Origin of the sequence: Polaribacter sp., assembly GCF_049276715.1 — a bacterium.
Lineage (GTDB): Bacteria > Bacteroidota > Bacteroidia > Flavobacteriales > Flavobacteriaceae > Polaribacter.
The window spans coordinates 82,116-99,295 of record NZ_JBASWY010000046.1 but is presented as its reverse complement, the minus strand read 5'-3'; the positions used below and the strand labels follow the sequence as shown (position 1 = coordinate 99,295).

Annotated in this window: 12 protein-coding genes, 1 tRNA gene and 1 pseudogene; 4 read left to right on the top strand and 10 right to left on the bottom strand. The window is 29.4% G+C overall.

Annotated elements, in window-relative coordinates; translation table 11 throughout:
- Position 1: 1 nt before the first annotated feature.
- From WAO74_RS12760 to WAO74_RS12745, 4 genes and pseudogenes are all read right to left on the bottom strand, one after another.
- Positions 2 to 2,749 carry a PKD domain-containing protein gene (locus WAO74_RS12760; protein ID WP_422162641.1) on the bottom strand — a complete coding sequence of 916 codons (2,748 nt, stop codon included), beginning with the start codon at positions 2,747 to 2,749 and terminating at the stop codon, positions 2 to 4.
- A 249-nt stretch (positions 2,750 to 2,998) separates the two neighbouring features.
- The gene (locus WAO74_RS12755) at positions 2,999 to 5,875 is read right to left on the bottom strand and encodes a triple tyrosine motif-containing protein (RefSeq protein WP_422162640.1); all 2,877 of its coding nucleotides are present in this window, start codon (positions 5,873 to 5,875) and stop codon (positions 2,999 to 3,001) included.
- A gap of 137 nt (positions 5,876 to 6,012) precedes the next feature.
- Positions 6,013 to 7,342 (bottom strand): annotated as a pseudogene (locus WAO74_RS12750) (IS3 family transposase).
- Positions 7,343 to 7,472: 130 nt separating this feature from the next.
- Positions 7,473 to 8,687, bottom strand: a complete 1,215-nt coding sequence (locus WAO74_RS12745; protein WP_422162639.1) for a tyrosine-type recombinase/integrase — start codon at positions 8,685 to 8,687, stop codon at positions 7,473 to 7,475.
- Positions 8,688 to 8,837: 150 nt separating this feature from the next.
- On the opposite strand from WAO74_RS12745, the gene WAO74_RS12740 reads away from it, so the two are divergent.
- From WAO74_RS12740 to WAO74_RS12725, 4 genes are all read left to right on the top strand, one after another.
- Positions 8,838 to 8,923 (top strand) — tRNA-Leu (locus WAO74_RS12740).
- Between the two features lie 187 nt (positions 8,924 to 9,110).
- On the top strand, positions 9,111 to 10,109 hold the full coding sequence (locus WAO74_RS12735; RefSeq protein WP_422162638.1) for a GntR family transcriptional regulator: 999 nt from the start codon (positions 9,111 to 9,113) through the stop codon (positions 10,107 to 10,109).
- On the top strand, positions 10,106 to 11,254 hold the full coding sequence (gene galK / locus WAO74_RS12730) for a galactokinase (RefSeq protein WP_422162637.1): 1,149 nt from the start codon (positions 10,106 to 10,108) through the stop codon (positions 11,252 to 11,254). Before WAO74_RS12735 ends, galK begins: the two co-directional genes overlap by 4 nt.
- 18 nt (positions 11,255 to 11,272) lie before the next feature.
- A complete protein-coding gene (locus WAO74_RS12725) occupies positions 11,273 to 12,295 on the top strand; it encodes a UDP-glucose--hexose-1-phosphate uridylyltransferase (RefSeq protein WP_422162636.1) in 1,023 nt (340 codons plus the stop codon).
- A gap of 7 nt (positions 12,296 to 12,302) precedes the next feature.
- On the opposite strand, the gene WAO74_RS12720 is transcribed toward WAO74_RS12725, so the two are convergent.
- The 6 genes from WAO74_RS12720 to accC form a co-directional block, all read right to left on the bottom strand.
- Positions 12,303 to 13,193 carry an aldose 1-epimerase gene (locus WAO74_RS12720; RefSeq protein WP_422162635.1) on the bottom strand — a complete coding sequence of 297 codons (891 nt, stop codon included), beginning with the start codon at positions 13,191 to 13,193 and terminating at the stop codon, positions 12,303 to 12,305.
- Positions 13,194 to 13,648: 455 nt separating this feature from the next.
- Positions 13,649 to 14,353 (bottom strand): LytR/AlgR family response regulator transcription factor, encoded by a 705-nt coding sequence (locus WAO74_RS12715; protein WP_422162634.1) that lies wholly within the window; start codon positions 14,351 to 14,353, stop codon positions 13,649 to 13,651.
- A 23-nt stretch (positions 14,354 to 14,376) separates the two neighbouring features.
- Positions 14,377 to 14,691, bottom strand: coding sequence for an Hpt domain-containing protein (locus tag WAO74_RS12710; protein WP_422162633.1), 315 nt, complete (start codon positions 14,689 to 14,691; stop codon positions 14,377 to 14,379).
- A gap of 55 nt (positions 14,692 to 14,746) precedes the next feature.
- Positions 14,747 to 15,154 (bottom strand): response regulator, encoded by a 408-nt coding sequence (locus tag WAO74_RS12705; protein WP_422162632.1) that lies wholly within the window; start codon positions 15,152 to 15,154, stop codon positions 14,747 to 14,749.
- 108 nt (positions 15,155 to 15,262) lie between these two features.
- The gene (locus WAO74_RS12700) at positions 15,263 to 15,712 is read right to left on the bottom strand and encodes an Lrp/AsnC ligand binding domain-containing protein (RefSeq protein ID WP_422162631.1); all 450 of its coding nucleotides are present in this window, start codon (positions 15,710 to 15,712) and stop codon (positions 15,263 to 15,265) included.
- Between the two features lie 80 nt (positions 15,713 to 15,792).
- Positions 15,793 to 17,130, bottom strand: a complete 1,338-nt coding sequence (accC, locus tag WAO74_RS12695) for an acetyl-CoA carboxylase biotin carboxylase subunit (protein WP_422162630.1) — start codon at positions 17,128 to 17,130, stop codon at positions 15,793 to 15,795.
- Between the last annotated feature and the right edge of the window lie 50 nt (positions 17,131 to 17,180).

Below are 17,180 nucleotides of genomic sequence, written 5' to 3'. Positions count from 1 at the left end.
ATTATTCTAAAACGATTTTTTTGTTCAATTTACCAGTTGCAGTTTCTAATTGAATGATGTACATTCCTGTTGCTAATTTTGGCAATGAAATTTCTTTCACTCCTGTTGAACTAAAAGAAGTTTGCATCACTTGTTTTCCTAGAATGTTGTACATTTTTACATTCGCATTTCCTGATGGTAAACCAACCACTCTCAAAGTATTGTTGTTGATTGCATAGATGCTTGTGTTTTGTAAAACAACCTCATCAGTACTCAATACACCTGATGCTTTTGTGTGTAAATAGAAACGTCCTGTTCCGTTTAAAGCATCATTCAATGTTACTTTGTAAGAAGCGTTTGCTTCGTCTAAACGAGTAACGGTATTTGTCAATCTGTCTTCTAAAAATACTTTCGTATCTCCAGGTAAATTCATTGCTTCAGCAGTAAAGGTAATTTCTTTACCTGCAGCAGCTTTTACGCCTACAGGAACAATCATGGTTTCCATTTCTGAAATTGGTAACGATTGTAATTGGAATTTTTTCCCTTCGTTATTTTCTACTAAATTGGTAAATACATCCACAGAGTTTTCAACTCCACCAAATGTTTCTCCGTCAAAACCATTGTCAAAACCTTTGGTTGCAATGTCTAAATAATACATTTTTGCAAATCTATCAGTAGATCCATCGTTCATTAGTAATTTTACTTCAGTTCTTGCTGATTTTTGGAATGTACCACCTGTTGAAGCTTGATATGATTCAGCAATGTTGATGTTTGCTCCATTAGAAGATCTTACAAAAAATCCTTGAGCTGGTGCTAACACAAATGAGTCTCCAGTTACTTTTACTTCATAATTATTAGTCCCTTGATTCCAAACCCAAAGAGTTTGTGATACTAAATTTGCTGAATTATCAGTTAAAAAGGTTGCACTATTTACATGAGAAGTATATGGGTTTCCTACTAAATTGAATCCATTACTAGCATTTGAAACAGCCACAGAAACATCTGCTGTATTGATGGTTCCTGTAAAAGAAATATCTCCAGAAGCAGTTCTTTTTACTGAATAACCTTGACCATTATTGAAAGTTCCTGAACCTGCTGCTTGTAAATAAGCCCATTGATTGGTCGAAGTTGTATAAGTTGCAATTCCTCTGTTAGAACCTGTTCCAGAATCAATTCCATTTGCGGTTACATAAGCATCATTATAGGCTTGCCCTGAAACTGGTGAAGAAACCAAATACCAGTTTGTAGTTGGTAAGTTTCTATTGTAGGTAACATTACCTGTTGAAGTACCATTTACGATTAAGGTACCTCCTGAAGCTATTAATAAACCATCTGCCTCAGTAATAGTTAGATCGTTTACAAGTGCATTTGTTGAATTACCAATAACTGGAGCATTTGTCACCTCAGGAATAATAGCATTATTTGAGCCTGTTGGCACACCATTACTCCAGTTACCTGCAGTATTCCAATCATTGTCTACTGCACCTGTCCAAGTGGAAGAAGATAGGACAGCAAATTCTCCAAAAACATAATCATCTATTTGAAAAATATTTTGAGCAGGATCAACTCCAGCATCAAAATTGGTTTGTATATCAAAAAATAAAGCTATTTTTCTATTATTGGTAGAGTTAAAACTTGAAAAATCAAACGTTAGGGTTTGCCATACATTTGGTGTAGTATAGTTTGCAGTTACAGCATGCTCCGATCCTCCGTCCTCAACTTTTAAGGTTAGGATTGATGTTCTTGGTCCTTTTACTTTTATTGAGAATCCTCTATCACCAGAAGATAAGTCTATTCCTGCATTATTAATATATTTTATCTGAGACCACCAATCATCATTAACACCAGAAGCTGTTGCTATACCACCAGCTTCAGCATAATCAAGAAGCCTCTCATTTCTTAATGGCGTTGGTAAACTAAAATCAAAACTAAAATCTGTTATTGGCGTATTAACCGCACCAACAAAAATTTCTTTAGTAGTTGTATTAGAACCTTCAGTACTTGAGGCTGTTAAAGAAACTAGATACTGACCCTTATAAGCATAGGTATGGGCAGCAGGATTTACATCGGAAGAAGTTGTACCATCTCCAAAATCCCAAGAATAGCTTGTTGCATCTGTAGACGTGTTCGTAAAAGTAGCTGTAAGATTTGATGTAGATGTTACTTCTGAAAAATTTGCAACTGGTTGTGGATTATCAGCAACTAGCGACCAATTATCTAAAGTTATACCAGAAGCCCCAAATGTTCCACCTCCAGTTCTAAATAATATGTAATAAGTCCCGGCAGAAGTAATTTGAAATTTTCCTGGACTGGAAGTATCACATCCAGCAGCAACAGCTGATCCAGAATAAGTTTTGATACTACCACAATCCCAAGCGCTGTAGGCTTTAATAACCTGTGATTTTCCATTTTCAAGTTGGTCACCGTTATACGTAGTATTTTCAACTGGTTGCACAGATCCAAAGTATACTTCGCCCCATATGTCATTAATGCCGTCATAAGACATATCCATGTCAAATTGGTACCAACCAGCATCAAGGTTTACACTAGTGTAAAGCCCCATGTGAATCCAACCTTCATTAGTGGGGTCAATTTTTCCAATATTCACTTCACCTCCAGTAATAGCTACTGAGCCATTTGTGCTATCGGTTCCATACTGGTTTACAATTGTCCAACCTGAGGCGTCATCAAAACTTCCATTTGTAATTAGGTTTTGAGCATTGACAACACTACTTGCCAATAAAATAAACGTGAAAATAATTTTTTTCATAATAAAATAGATAAATTAAAATAGTTTAGATTTTAGAAAATAATGGGATTATTTATCTATTAGGAATTGATTTCAAGTAATGAAATATGACTTCTAGGTAAACAATAAATATTTTCTTATGCCAAATAGATATAATAAACTGATAATTAACAATTTATTAACCTCTACAAAAATTAATATTGGATTGATTCTTCCTCTACAAAAACTTTGTTAAAAATATAACTATTTGATTATCAGTTATCAAGGAATTTAAAATTTCTGAATGTAATGTAAAAGGTTTTCTTCTTTATCTAAGTTAAATTTTTTGCGTAGTCTATACCTACTTTGTTCAATACTGGTAATAGCTACATTCATTAAAGAAGCAATCTCTTTTGAGGATAGATTTAATTTTAAATATGCACACAATTTAATCTCATTTGGAGACAAATCAGGGTGTTTTTCATTTATATTTTGAAAGAATTGGGAATGAGAATTACTAAAATGCAATTGAAAAGTCAACCAATCCTCTTTATCAACTAAATGACTATTGATTTTTTTAATTACTTTTTTTATTGGGTAATGCAATGAACTATTTAACAATTCACTATCAATACTTTTAATATCATTTATTAAATCCATTAATAATTCGTTCTTCTTGATATTGTTTAATGTAGATGATGCTAAAGCAGCATTTTTCTTTTTAATCTCCAAGTTTAAATTTTCTTCTTTCAGCAATAATAATTTTTTGTCTGCTTCTAATTTTTCTAAATCAAACTTTTCTTTTTGGCGTTCTCTTTTTTGGGTTTCTATCTCAATAAGTTGGTTTACCTTTTTTATGTTTTTCATGTTTAAATATGCCCTATAAACTATAAAAACAACAATGAAAGTTAAAACATAAAAAGCTATAGCCCAATTATTCAAATACCATGGATACTTAATATAAAATGGAATACTAATAATTTCAGAAGTTATCCCATCTTCAGTTTTGGACTTCATTTCTAATATGTAATCACCAGATGATAATCCAGGAAAATTAATTTCAAGTTTGTTGATCCAATTTGACCAATTATTATTTAGTCCTTTTAATCTGTATTGTATTAATTTAGAATTTCCTAAAGGCGCTTTAGGGACAGCAATTTTTATTTTGATGAAATTATTAGAATACGGAATTTTAATTTCTTCTTTTCCACCAATTGGAGCTCTAATAGTATCTTTAGAACTTATCAATTCAATTGATTTTACGATTGGTGTTGTATTAATTTCAGAAGTTATTAATCTATCTGAATTATGAAAAACAATTCCATTTTCTATCCCAATTCCAAAAATATTTTTGTCAATTTTTTTAAACTTATTAAAATCATTCAAATGTTTGTCCCAGATATTATAAAAAACAGTTTCATTAACCTTAAAATGATTTTGATCCCTTAAAACATACCCTAGCGTATTGGAAGTTGAATACCAAAATACATTTTCGTTCTGTGAAATATGATTGATGTTATGCAATCCTTTAAAAATTTCTGAAGGATACTTTGCTTTTGTAAATACATTATCTATGGCATCATAAAAAAAGAACCCTTTTGGATTGAAAAAAACTAAATTGCCATCAATCTTTGTAAAATAAGCGTAGGGTTCTATAGTTTGATTGTCAACACCATAAAATTCAAATTCTTTAAGTTCAAGGCCATCAGGAGACAATAATAGTCTGTAATATCCTTTTTGAGGATGTGCAATCCAAATTTGACCATATTGATCAAACTCTAAAAAACGAGAGGACTCTCCAAAGTTTTCGAATTTTTTTATAAATGTCCATTCATTATTTATTTTCTTAAAAACAGCTAATCCTGAGTAAAAACCAACATATAAAATGTCTTTAAATTTAGGATGCTTTTTAAAAATCCAACCACCACCTTCTAAATGAATTGTTTTTAAAAAATTATTTTTAATTGCAAACAACCCCCTATGACTTCCAACTAAAACTTCATTATCAATCTCTTCAATTTCCCAAATATTATCATTTCTTTCATCAATTAATCTTGGTTCTGCTAGCGGATAATTTATATTTTTCATAAATAATCCTTGATTAGTACCTAAATAAAGTATTGAATCCTTTAAATAGCTGGAGTATACAGTGCCAAAGCTACTATTGTTATCTAGTAAATATTTTGAATTACTATTTATTTCAACATAACTAATGCCAGATTCAGTACTTACCCATATATTATTATTTATGTCATTAAATACTTTTAGAATAGAATTGTTGCTTATACCTCTTTTTTTATTAATGTGATTTCCAATCTCACCATCATTAGAAATGATATAAAATCCATTTCTAAGTGTTCCGACTACATATTGATTATCAGAATATTTCTCTATGTCAGTTATTATAAATTTTTCAAATCTCGTATTTACTGTCCAATCCTTTTTAATTAAAACATTATTTTTAAGACACCAAAAGCCATTATTTTTAGTTGCAATTAGTAATGAATTATCTTTTTCAACAAACACACCAACGATATCCATAGAAATTTTTTCTGTCCCCTTAATTATTTTTTTTTCTGAATTAATAATTTCGAATAATCCAACAGAAACATCTTGAAAAAATCCCCTTTTTTTAGAGGAAAAAAGGTTACTAAATCCTTTGTCCGCATGAATTGTGTTCAGCTGATTCGTCAATGGATCAAAAACATAAATTAATTGAAATGATTGAAAATATATTTTACCTTGAACTTCTATGATATTTGAAAAAACAGGTAATAAAGGAGCTTCTTTAATTGGCTTTTTAAAAAATAAACTTTTATATTTTAATTTTCCATTTGTAGTTTTATACCAATACCCAAAACCACCATGCCCCCCTGTATAAATATGTTTATCGTCTTTATACAAAACAGCTCTTAGATCTGATTGAACTCCTTCAGTATATTTTGTCCATCTAAAGCCATCATATTCAATTAATGACCCAGGTTGAGCAAAATAAAGCAAGCCATCTGCACCTTGAGAAATATCAAAAATTTTTAATCCTACTTTAACCTCCTCTTTTGAAAAATTTTTTGTGTAAGGTAGCCCTGGAAGATTTGAAATTTGTGAGAACGTTATAGTAATTGAAAAACTTATAATAAAAAGAAAAAAATGTCTTATTAAAATTCTCATTAAAAACTTTATGAATCTATTTATAATAATAATGTTCAAATGTAATAAAATCTGATTTTGAATTTTGGGAAAATGTTTATTAAACTATAGATGTATGTCTTCAAACTAAAGTGGACTTTTGTTAAGAGAGTGTTTAGTTACAAATTCAAAGATAAAAGATTTTTTTGATTAGTTGTTAATTTTAATTTTTGGTACTCAATTTTACGTTTTACAATAGCTATTTTTTTTAATCTTTCACGTTCTTTCAAGATTAATTCTCCTTTTCCAAAATAGACATCAGCGGGTGTTAAGTTGTTTAATGATTCATGATAGCGTTGATTGTTGTAACGGTACACAAACTTTTCTAAAGCAGCTTCTAATTCTTCTGGAGCGAAGTAATTATCGAGTTTTACTACGTTTTTCATGGTTCTGTGATAGCGTTCAATTTTTCCTTGTGTTTGAGGATGATTGGGTCTTCCGTGAATTTGATCCATTTGATAATTATCTTTTAAATAGGATTTTAATTCATTTGCAAGGTAACACGAGCCATTGTCAGACAAGAGTTTTGGTTTTTGTTTAGTGATCAATTTCGCTTTTTTAATGGCCATATCCACAGTTCTTTTTACATCATCTGCTTTCATATTTGAGCAAAGTTCCCAATGCACAATATATCTGCTGTAATCGTCTAAAACTGTACTCAAGTAATACCAACCCCACCCCAGGATTTTAAAGTAGGTAAAATCGGTTTGCCACATTTGATGTACAAACCCTGTTTTGTTGGTAAATTCATCACCTGCACTGAGGAAAATATGAGCTGGAGCAGTTATTAATCCCCTTGCTTTCAAAATTCGATATACACTTGATTCTGATAGGAATATTTGTTGTTCATCGGTTATTTTATAAGCTAATTCACGTGAAGATAAATCGGGATAATCTAAAGCTAATTTTACCACCAAATTCTTCTGCTCTTGAGGAATGCTGTTCCATTGCCTGTTTGATGCTCTCTTGGTCGGAATTAAGCCTTCAACTCCATTCTTGCTATAAGCATGATACCAATTTCTGAACGAGTAACCATGTGAATGATTTCTTGTTTTTCGGATACTGTAAGTCGCATGTATTTATTGAATTTATCAGTTAATCCAGCATGTCCAAGCTTTTTTTTACAATATCGTAGCGTAAAACTAAATCAGCAATCATGACCTTTAAACGCTGATTTTCTTTCTTAAGTTCTACTACTTCGTCACTGGTTGCTTCTCTAACAGTATCTCCTGACAATCGTTTCTTTCCAGCTTCTAAAAACTCTTTGTTCCATTTATAGAACTGAGATTCATGAATGGAATACTTTCTACAAAGTTCTGCAACTGACATTTCTGCTCGTAAAGCCTCAATGACAATCTGAATTTTCTGTTCTGAGCTAAAGATTCTGCGTGTATTTCTGCGAATCTCTTTAATAAAATTTTCTGAGGTTTGTTTCTTGGGTGTTTTCATAAGATTTCAAATTTAATGATTTTGAAAACACTCTCTTAATTTTTGTCTAAATCAGTACACTTTTTGCTGACGATTTACATAATTTAGATAAGGCAGCATCGTCTAAACAAATTAAAAAGATAATTTATTTTTAAAAATTAATCACTTTATCTAGAGCTTCATCTTCCTCTTTGTGCATGAAATTAGATTGATAATTCATGGTAGTACTAATATGACTGTGTCTATATAATTTTTGCAAAACTTGAATCGGAATTTTATCCCCAGAAATATTTCCAAAGGTATGTCTTGCGATGTGCATCGTCACTTTTTTATCGATTTCTGCTTTCTTAGCAATACTTTTCAAATACTTATTAAATTTTTTAGTGGCAGTTTTTGTTTTGCTTAAAATATCTTTTGGACTCTTTTGATTTGCCAATTTTAATTCTGGAAAAACGAAATCAGTAGAATTTGATTTTTCATCTTTATATTTCTCTAAAATAGTATTTGATTTTTTGTGTAATGGAATCGATAATCTTTTTGAATTTTTATTCATTTTATAGTGCAATCTGTTATCATAAATATCAGCCCATTTGATTTTTATAACATCTCCAACCCTCATTCCCGCACAATAAAAACTGAACAACCAAATATCTCTTGCATGATTTTCTTGTTGACTTAGATTTTCGAGTTCTTCAATCTTTTGAACCTCTTCTTTTGTCAAACCTATTTTTTCTGATTCCGGGAATTTAATTTTAACTTTATCTTTTCCAAAAGGATATAATTTTCGTTCAATAATACCTTCTTTGATTGCTATATTGTAAAGTGTTCTTATCACGATGAGGTTATTTACGATAGATCTTTCTGAATTTTTCCTTTTTGTTCTTAAATAGGACATAAATCTTTTTAAAAAATCTTCATTAATTTCATTGAAATATAATTTTTCTGATTTTGCAAAATCGATCACATGATTAATTCTAGGTTTATCAGAATTCAATCTTGAAAGCTTTTTGTTTTCTAAAAGATCCTTTAAAAATCTTTGACTTACACTATTAAATGTTTCTTCTCCTAATGGATTTACAATACTTCTTTTTATTTCTCTTGAAGAAAAATCCTGCTTATTTGACTCAAGATCAATCACTAATTTACTGGCTTCAGATAACTTATTTAATAATAAATTATTGAGACTAGTTGAATTTGAGTAAGATTTTTTTACCTTATAGTTCTTTTCGTCCCAATGTTTCTTATCTAAATAATATCCTGTGTATAGAAAATTTGTTTTTCTGTCTTTTGTTATTCTTATCACTAAGGGATACAATCCTTCTTTATTTGCTTTTTTTCTCAACGTTATTTTAATACTTGATGCCATTTTTTTATTTTCTTTTAACAAAAATAAACAAAATAGGTACAACATAGGTACAACATTTTTTAATTTTATATTTATATTTTAAATTATAAAATTATATATATATTTGGTATATAGCATTTTAAGTCGCTCTATTCAAATTAAAATACCAATGCTGAAGTGGTGGAATTGGTAGACACGCTGGACTTAAAATCCAGTGAGCAGTAATGTTCGTGCGGGTTCAAGTCCCGCCTTCAGTACGAAAACCGTAACAATTATTTGTTACGGTTTTTTTGTTTCTAATATTTCTATTTATTAATTTAAATATTTACTCACTTAACTTCATCTTATTTGTTATAATCCACTAATTTTTTTAGGTTTTGAATGGTTAAAAACCTACTAGTACCTACTAGTTGTTTTATTGTTCGTTTTTTATATATTTGTACTATGGGAATTTTACATCTACAAAAAGAATCTGCTATACCAAAATACAAACAAATTGTATCTTCCATTGAAGATGCAATTGTAAGTGGAAAATTAAAAAAAGATGATAAATTACCCTCTTTAAACACTGTTAAAAAAAACTTTTCTCTTTCTAGAGATACTGTTTTAATGGCTTTTAATGAGTTAAAAAATCGCGGAATTATTTATTCTGTAGTGGGTAAAGGATATTATGTTTTAACAGAAAGCATAGCCGTAAAACAAAAAATATTCTTACTTTTTGATGAATTAAATTCTTTTAAAGAAGATTTATATAATTCTTTTCTAGAAAATTTAAATGATAATATTCAAGTTGATATTTTCTTTCATCATTTTAATCCTACTATTTTTAGTAAACTAATTAATGACAACATAGGAAATTATAATTATTATGTAATTATGCCTGCAAACCTAGCTGGAACAGAAAAAACCATTAATAACTTACCCAAAGAAAAAGTGTATATTCTAGACCAGGTTCATAAAGAACTAGAAGAATATCCTGCTATTTATCAAAATTTTGAAAAAGATATTTTTAACGGACTTTCATCACTATTAACTAAAATTACAACTTATAAGAAATTGATTCTGGTCTTTTCTGAAGACAAACAACCCAAAGGAATTCTAAAAGGGTTTGAAAAATTTTGTAACCTTAACAATATTAATAATCAAATTGTTTCTTCTGTACATAATAGAACTCTAAATTTTGGTGATGTTTATCTTGTTTTAGACGATATAAATCTAATTAGAGTTATCAAAAAAATAAAAGAAAATCAATTTATTCTTGCTAAAGATGTGGCTGTTATTTCTGTAAATGATACTATTTTAAAAGAAGTTGTAGAAGGAGGAATTACAACAATATCTACAGATTTTAATTTAATGGGTAAACAATTAGCCAAATCAATATTAAATAATGAAAAATTAAGAATTGAAAATCCAAGTAAATTAATTTTAAGAAAATCAATATGAGCAGTAAATTAATTAAAGAAGTAAAAGAGAAATTCAAAAAAAAATTTTCTACAAATCCTTTTCTTATTTTTTCCCCAGGAAGAATAAATATTATTGGAGAGCATACAGATTATAATGGTGGTTTTGTTTTTCCTGCTGCTGTAGATAAAGGTATTGCTGCAGCATTACAAAAGAGTGATTCTGGAACCTGTACTGCAATTGCTTTAGATTTGGATAGCACCATAGAATTTGAATTGGATAAACTAAAACCATCCAAAGAAGGTAGTTGGGAAAACTATGTTTTTGGTGTAGTTGCAGAAATACAGAATAGGAATATAATTATTGGCGATTTTAACATCGTTTTTAAAGGAAATATTCCAGGAGGTGCAGGCATGTCTTCTTCTGCTGCTTTAGAAAATAGTGTGGTTTTTGGTTTAAACGAATTGTTCGATTTAGGATTGACCAAAACCGAAATGATTTTAATTTCACAAAAAGCAGAACACAATTATGTGGGTGTAAAATGCGGAATTATGGACCAATATGCAAGTATGTTTGGCATTAAAGACAATGCTTTGCTTTTAGATTGCAGATCTATAGAATCGAAACCTTATAAAATCGATTTTAAAGACCATCAATTAATGTTAATTAACACAAACGTAAAACACAGTCTGTCTGATAGTGCATATAATGATAGACGTTCTGCCTGCGAAAGCGTAGCACAATTGCTAGGTGTAGAAACTTTAAGAGAAGCTTCTGAAGAAGATTTAGAAAAAATCATAGATAAAGTTTCTCCCGAAAATTACCAAAAAGCTTTATATGTAATTCAAGAAATAGATAGAACACAAAGAGCTGCAAAAGCTATTGAAGAAAATGATTTAGAAACGCTAGGCGCATTAATTTACGCTTCTCATAATGGTTTACAAAACCAATATAAAGTTAGTTGCAATGAATTAGATTTCTTAGTAAATCAAGCAAAGAAAAATAAAAATGTTTTAGGCGCAAGAATGATGGGTGGAGGTTTTGGTGGTTGTACCATAAATTTAATTAAAAAAGATGAAGCCAAAAACTTTGCAAATTTAGCTTCGAAAGCATATCACAATAAATTTAATAAAGACTGTTCTGTCTATTTTATAGAACTTTCTGATGGTACACATTTGGTAAAATAATCAACTAAAAACAATCGTTTGAAAAATACATATTTGCAAGATTACTCTCATAAAAGATACAATATTTTAACAGGAGAGTGGGTTTTAGTATCACCTCATAGAGCAAAAAGACCTTGGCAAGGACAAAATGAAGAAATTACGAAAGACAAAAGACCTTCTTACGACGAAAGTTGTTACTTATGTGCAACAAATAAAAGAATTAATGGGGAGTTAAATCCTGACTACAAAGACGTTTTTATATTTACAAATGATTTTGCTGCACTGCAAAAAGATTCACCAAAATTTAATGTAAATGATGGTTTATTTAAAGCACAGAGCGAAAACGGAATTTGTAAAGTAATTTGTTTTAGTCCAGATCATTCTAAAAGTTTAGCAGATATGGAAGTTCTAGACATTAAAAAAGTAGTAAATGCTTGGCAAAAAGAATATGTTTCTATTGGCGAAATTGATGGAATAAATTACGTACAAATTTTTGAAAATAAAGGGGCAGTTATGGGTTGTAGCAATCCTCATCCTCATGGACAAATTTGGAGCCAGAGTTCTTTACCTAACGAAGTTGATAAAAAAAACCAACAACAATTAGCATATTTTAAAGAAAATAATAGCAGTCTTTTAGGCGATTATTTAAAACAAGAACAAGTTGCTAAAGAAAGAATTATTTTTGAAAATGATGATTTTTTAGTGCTTACTCCTTTTTGGGCAATTTGGCCTTTCGAAGTAATGATTGCTCCTAAAAAGTCTCAAAAAGATATCACAGAAATGACAGAAAATGAAGCTTTAAATTTTGCTGAAGCAATTTCTGTAATCACTAAAGCTTACGATAAATTGTTTAATACTTCTTTTCCATATTCAAGCGGAATTCATCAAGCGCCTACAAATGGGGAGAAAAACGACCATTGGCATTGGCATATGAGTTTTTATCCTCCTTTATTAAGAAGCGCAACAGTTAAGAAATTTATGGTTGGTTATGAAATGTTTGGCTCGCCTCAAAGAGATATCACAGCAGAAATTGCAGCATTTAAATTAAGAGAATTAATCTAAAAAAAACTTATTTCATTAATTTTACTTTCCAAGTAATCACATAAGTTTCTTTAGGCTCTAAAACCTGTAAACCTATTTTATTATTAAAGCTATCAGAAATTCCTGTCATAGGCTCAATAGCAATTAATGGTAAACCTTGTGGCGTGTAAAGTTGTAAAAAGTTTTCTTTGGCATTTGATGAAATTTCTATTCCATAGTTTGGGGTTGTAAATTTCACTTTATCATCATTTAAAAAAAAGCAGTCATCTAATTGCTTGTTTTCGATATTAAAATTTTCTTCTTGATTAATTTCTACAATTTTTTTTGCTATTAAATTTTTACTAAACTTAACTTTTTTATCACTTTTAAATGTTAAGGAACTTTTTTCTAATTGGTTAGAAATAAAATAAGGATGCCAACCTAAAGTAAATGGAAATGCTTTAGTATCCATATTTTTAACAGTTACTCTAACTTGCAATTCTGTATCGAAAAGGGTGTAAGTAGTAGAGATAAAGAATTTAAAAGGAAAGCCTATATTTAAATCCTTTTCGAAATAATTTACGGTAACAGAACAATTATCTTGATGCTCTTCTGGCTCAAAAACTTCGAAATATTTATCATAAACTAAACCATGTAGCGCACTTTTTCCATTATCATTTAATGCTAGTTGATACTTTTCTTCTTTAAATTTATAAACCCCTTTTTTTATTCTAGAACAGAATGGAAATAAAATAGAAGATGCGTATGAAACCTCATAATCAAAATTTTCTTGTTCTTTAATTAGATATATATCTTTCAGTTTCAGTTCTTGAAGACTTCCTCCTTGGTGCAAACTAATTCTTGCTGATGATGAATTATTTGAATTTTGAAGAATTAAATAATCTTTTTCTTTTTCTGATAATGGACTTATTCTAAACACGTTACAATCTTTTTTTGTTGATATTTATTTAATTAGATTTTACATTCTTATTCCTTTTTTATTCTTTAAAACCTGTTTGCTTAAACTTAAGTTGTGTAAACGTATCTAAAAAATATTAGTAAGATATCTAATGAACAATACAAATATAAATAAAACCCTTTTTTCAATTAGTCTAAAGTTGGATCTTCGTTAAAAAGTTTCTTTTAAAATTTACACGAAATTATGAAAAGAGCCTTAAATGTGTTCATTAAAATACCATGTAGAGCAAAACCTTAAAAAAAAGAAAAGGGTTGAAAAAATCAACCCTTTGTGTAACATTATAAATCAGTCGACTTATAATATTTATTTACTAACCGTTAACAAAGAAACGATACTTTTAGCAAGTTTTTAATTGATTTCGTTGATTGGGTTTTAATTTTCGACGAATGAAGCAGATATCTTGTTAATTAAAAAAATTATAATAAATTTAGTTTTTTCATTAAGTCGTTTTTGTTGGATCTGCTTACGGGTACAACTTCTTTTCTAATTAAAACACTATTATCCTCAATATCTATAATTTCAGAAGTATTTATAATATAAGATCTGTGTACTTTAAAAAATATTTTAGATGTTAATTTTTCTTCAATTTTCTTCAATGTAGAATGTACAATATAATTTTTACCATCGGTTTTTATATTAATATAATCTCCTTTTGCTTCCACTAAATAGATACTTGGTATGTGAACTTTTACCAGTCTTTTATCTGCATTAACATATAAAAAATCAGAGTTTTCATCAATTTTAATAGTCTCTTTTTCTTCTTCAAAGTGAGAGAATGTATCTAGTTTTTCTAAAGATTTCGAGAACCTTTCTGCAGTTATTGGTTTTACTAAATAATCTACAACACTTTTATATTCAAAAGCTTCTAATGCTAAATTTTTATCTGACGTTGTTAAAATTATTTTTGGCGGTTTTTTTAAGGTTTCAATAAAATCGAAACCAGAAAATGTAGGCATGTGTATGTCTAGATATATTAAATCTACTTTGTTATTATTTAAAAACTTTATTGCCTCAATAGCCGAACAGAAGTCCTCTAATACGTTAATTCTATTCGTTTTTAAGCAAAGTTGTTTTAGAATTAATCTTGCAGTTTCGTCGTCATCAATTATTATACAATCCATATGATAGCTTAGAAAAAATTTATTTATTGGTATAAATATACGTGAATTTTGTTTAAAATTTCGAGAAAATTTTTATGTAATGTAATATTACCTTTCTTTAACTGATTCTCAAAATTAGTGGCTATTTCTAATCCTTGGTTTAAACCAAGTAATCCTATTTTATGTTTTATCTTATGAACAGTATTTGATGCCTCAGCATAATTTTGTGAAGAAAAGTTTTTTTGAAAGGAGTTTACTTCTTCTAAAAATTCTTTTTTTATGATTTCTAAAATACTATTCTCAAAGTCTAAATCATCTCCAGAAATTTCTTTAATTAAAAGTAAATTAGGTTGCTCCATAGAAGTTTTTAGGTTCGGTTATGTATAAAATTGATAGACCTTATATTTCTTTAAATTAGTAGATAGCTTCGCTATTACTCCAATATTCTAAAAGTGAAGTAACCTTAGGTTCGTATTCAGAATACTTTATTGGCTTTGTAATGTAACCAGAAATGCCGATTTCTAAACATCTTTTTATGTCTGACTGACTTTCAGAGGTACTCATAATTACGATAGGAATATTTTTATAATTATCATTCTTTTTTAATTCTATCAAAAACTCAAAACCGTTCATTTTTGGCATATTCAAATCAGATATAATTATATCAAAAGAATCATAATGATCATTTAATAAAGTTAGTGCTTGTTTACCATTCTGTGCCTCTTCAATAGACTTTACAAATTTAATTTTTTTGCATGCTTTCTTAAATTTTAATCTTTCTATTTGGTCATCATCAACTAGGAGTATGGAAAGTGGTTTCATTTGTGCTTATTGATTTTCAAAAATGATATAAAAAACCAAATAAATGTTTCTTTATTTGATAAGTCGTTTAAAAAACTCCTTTAATGGTAAAATTACATAGATTATTAGTTAAATACTAATCTGTCTATCAATCTGTTGGTCTAAAGAAATAAACGTTTCTGTTCTAGAAACACCTTTAATGTTTTGAATATCTTTATTTAATAGGTGCATTAAGTTTTCATTATTCTTACAAATTACTTTGATAAAAATTGCATAATTGCCTGTTGTATAATGGCTTTCTACTACCTCAGGAATTTCTTTTAATCTTTTAATTGCAGAGGAATAAAAGCTTGCAGATTCTAAAAAAACACCAATAAATGCAGATGTGGTATACCCTAAAGATTTAGGGTTAATAACCATTCTGTAGCCATCAATTAATTCTGACTTTTCTAATTTTCTTAAACGTTGATGAATAGCAGCTCCAGAAATTCCTACCTCTCTTGCAATACTTAAAACAGGTGTTCTTGCATCTTTTACTAATCGTTTAATAATAATTTTATCAATCCCATCAATTTTCATTCAATAATTTTGTTTTAAAGATAAAAAAAATAGAGAACACAAACTGCATCCTCTATTTAATTTTTTTTTTGATTAAATTTCTATTTCAATTTAAAATCTTCCATAAACTTCGTAGTATAGTTTCCAGCAACATAATCTGGATGTTCCATTAACTGTCTATGAAAAGGTATTGTAGTTTTTACACCTTCTATTACAAACTCGTCTAAAGCGCGTTTCATTTTATTAATTGCTTCTTCCCTAGTTTGAGCAGTAACGATTAATTTTGCAATCATAGAGTCGTAATTTGGTGGAATCATGTAACCTGCATACACATGCGTGTCCATTCTAACTCCATGCCCTCCAGGCGTATGTAATGTTGTTATTTTTCCTGGAGCTGGTCTAAAGTTATTATAAGGATCTTCTGCATTAATTCTACATTCTATAGAGTGTAACTGAGGATAGTAATTTCTACCAGATATTGGAACACCAGCAGCGACTAATATTTGCTCACGAATTAAATCGTAATTCACAACTTCTTCTGTAATTGGGTGCTCTACTTGAATACGAGTATTCATTTCCATAAAGTAGAAATTTCTATGTTTATCAACCAAAAACTCTATAGTTCCTGCACCTTCGTAATTTATAAATTCTGCTGCTTTTACAGCTGCATTACCCATAGCTTCTCTTAATTCATCTGTCATAAAAGGAGAAGGTGTTTCTTCAGTTAATTTTTGATGACGTCTTTGTACAGAACAATCTCTTTCAGATAAATGGCAGGCTTTTCCATAAGAATCACCAACAATTTGAATTTCGATATGTCTTGGCTCTTCTATAAGTTTTTCCATGTACATATCGTTATTTCCAAACGCAGCTTTAGATTCTTGTCTTGCAGAATCCCAAGCATCTTTTAAGTTTTCTGGTTTCCAAACAGCACGCATTCCTTTACCTCCACCACCTGCAGAAGCTTTTAGCATTACAGGATATCCTGTTTCTAAAGCCACTTTTTTACAATCTTCAAAATCTGTAATAATACCATCAGAACCTGGAACACAAGGCACACCAGCAGCTTTCATAGTTGCTTTGGCATTTGATTTATCTCCCATTTGGTCTATCATTTTACCTGTTGCACCAATAAACTTAATATTATGTTCTTCACATAAATTAGAGAATTTTGCGTTTTCTGATAAAAATCCATAGCCTGGATGAATTGCATCTGCATTCGTAATTTCTGCTGCTGCAATAATATTAGACATTTTTAAGTAGGATTCACTACTTGGAGGTGGCCCAATGCAAACTGCTTCATCTGCAAATCTTACATGCAAGCTTTCTTCATCTGCTTTAGAATAAACAGCAACAGTTTTAATACCCATTTCTTTACATGTTCTAATAACACGCAAAGCTATTTCACCTCTGTTGGCAATTAATATTTTTTTAAACATAGTACAAGAGTTATGAGTTATGAGTTTTTGAGTTATGAGTTAGAAAATCT

What these genes read in the sequence shown, in the direction of transcription:
- WAO74_RS12760 (WP_422162641.1), bottom strand. Translation starts at nt 2,749, where the DNA reads ATGAAAAAAATTATTTTCACGTTTATTTTATTGGCAAGTAGTGTTGTC.
- WAO74_RS12755 (WP_422162640.1), bottom strand. Translation starts at nt 5,875, where the DNA reads ATGAGAATTTTAATAAGACATTTTTTTCTTTTTATTATAAGTTTTTCA.
- WAO74_RS12745 (WP_422162639.1), bottom strand. Translation starts at nt 8,687, where the DNA reads ATGGCATCAAGTATTAAAATAACGTTGAGAAAAAAAGCAAATAAAGAA.
- WAO74_RS12735 (WP_422162638.1), top strand. Translation starts at nt 9,111, where the DNA reads ATGGGAATTTTACATCTACAAAAAGAATCTGCTATACCAAAATACAAA.
- galK (WP_422162637.1), top strand. Translation starts at nt 10,106, where the DNA reads ATGAGCAGTAAATTAATTAAAGAAGTAAAAGAGAAATTCAAAAAAAAA.
- WAO74_RS12715 (WP_422162634.1), bottom strand. Translation starts at nt 14,353, where the DNA reads ATGGATTGTATAATAATTGATGACGACGAAACTGCAAGATTAATTCTA.
- WAO74_RS12710 (WP_422162633.1), bottom strand. Translation starts at nt 14,691, where the DNA reads ATGGAGCAACCTAATTTACTTTTAATTAAAGAAATTTCTGGAGATGAT.
- WAO74_RS12705 (WP_422162632.1), bottom strand. Translation starts at nt 15,154, where the DNA reads ATGAAACCACTTTCCATACTCCTAGTTGATGATGACCAAATAGAAAGA.
- WAO74_RS12700 (WP_422162631.1), bottom strand. Translation starts at nt 15,712, where the DNA reads ATGAAAATTGATGGGATTGATAAAATTATTATTAAACGATTAGTAAAA.
- accC (WP_422162630.1), bottom strand. Translation starts at nt 17,130, where the DNA reads ATGTTTAAAAAAATATTAATTGCCAACAGAGGTGAAATAGCTTTGCGT.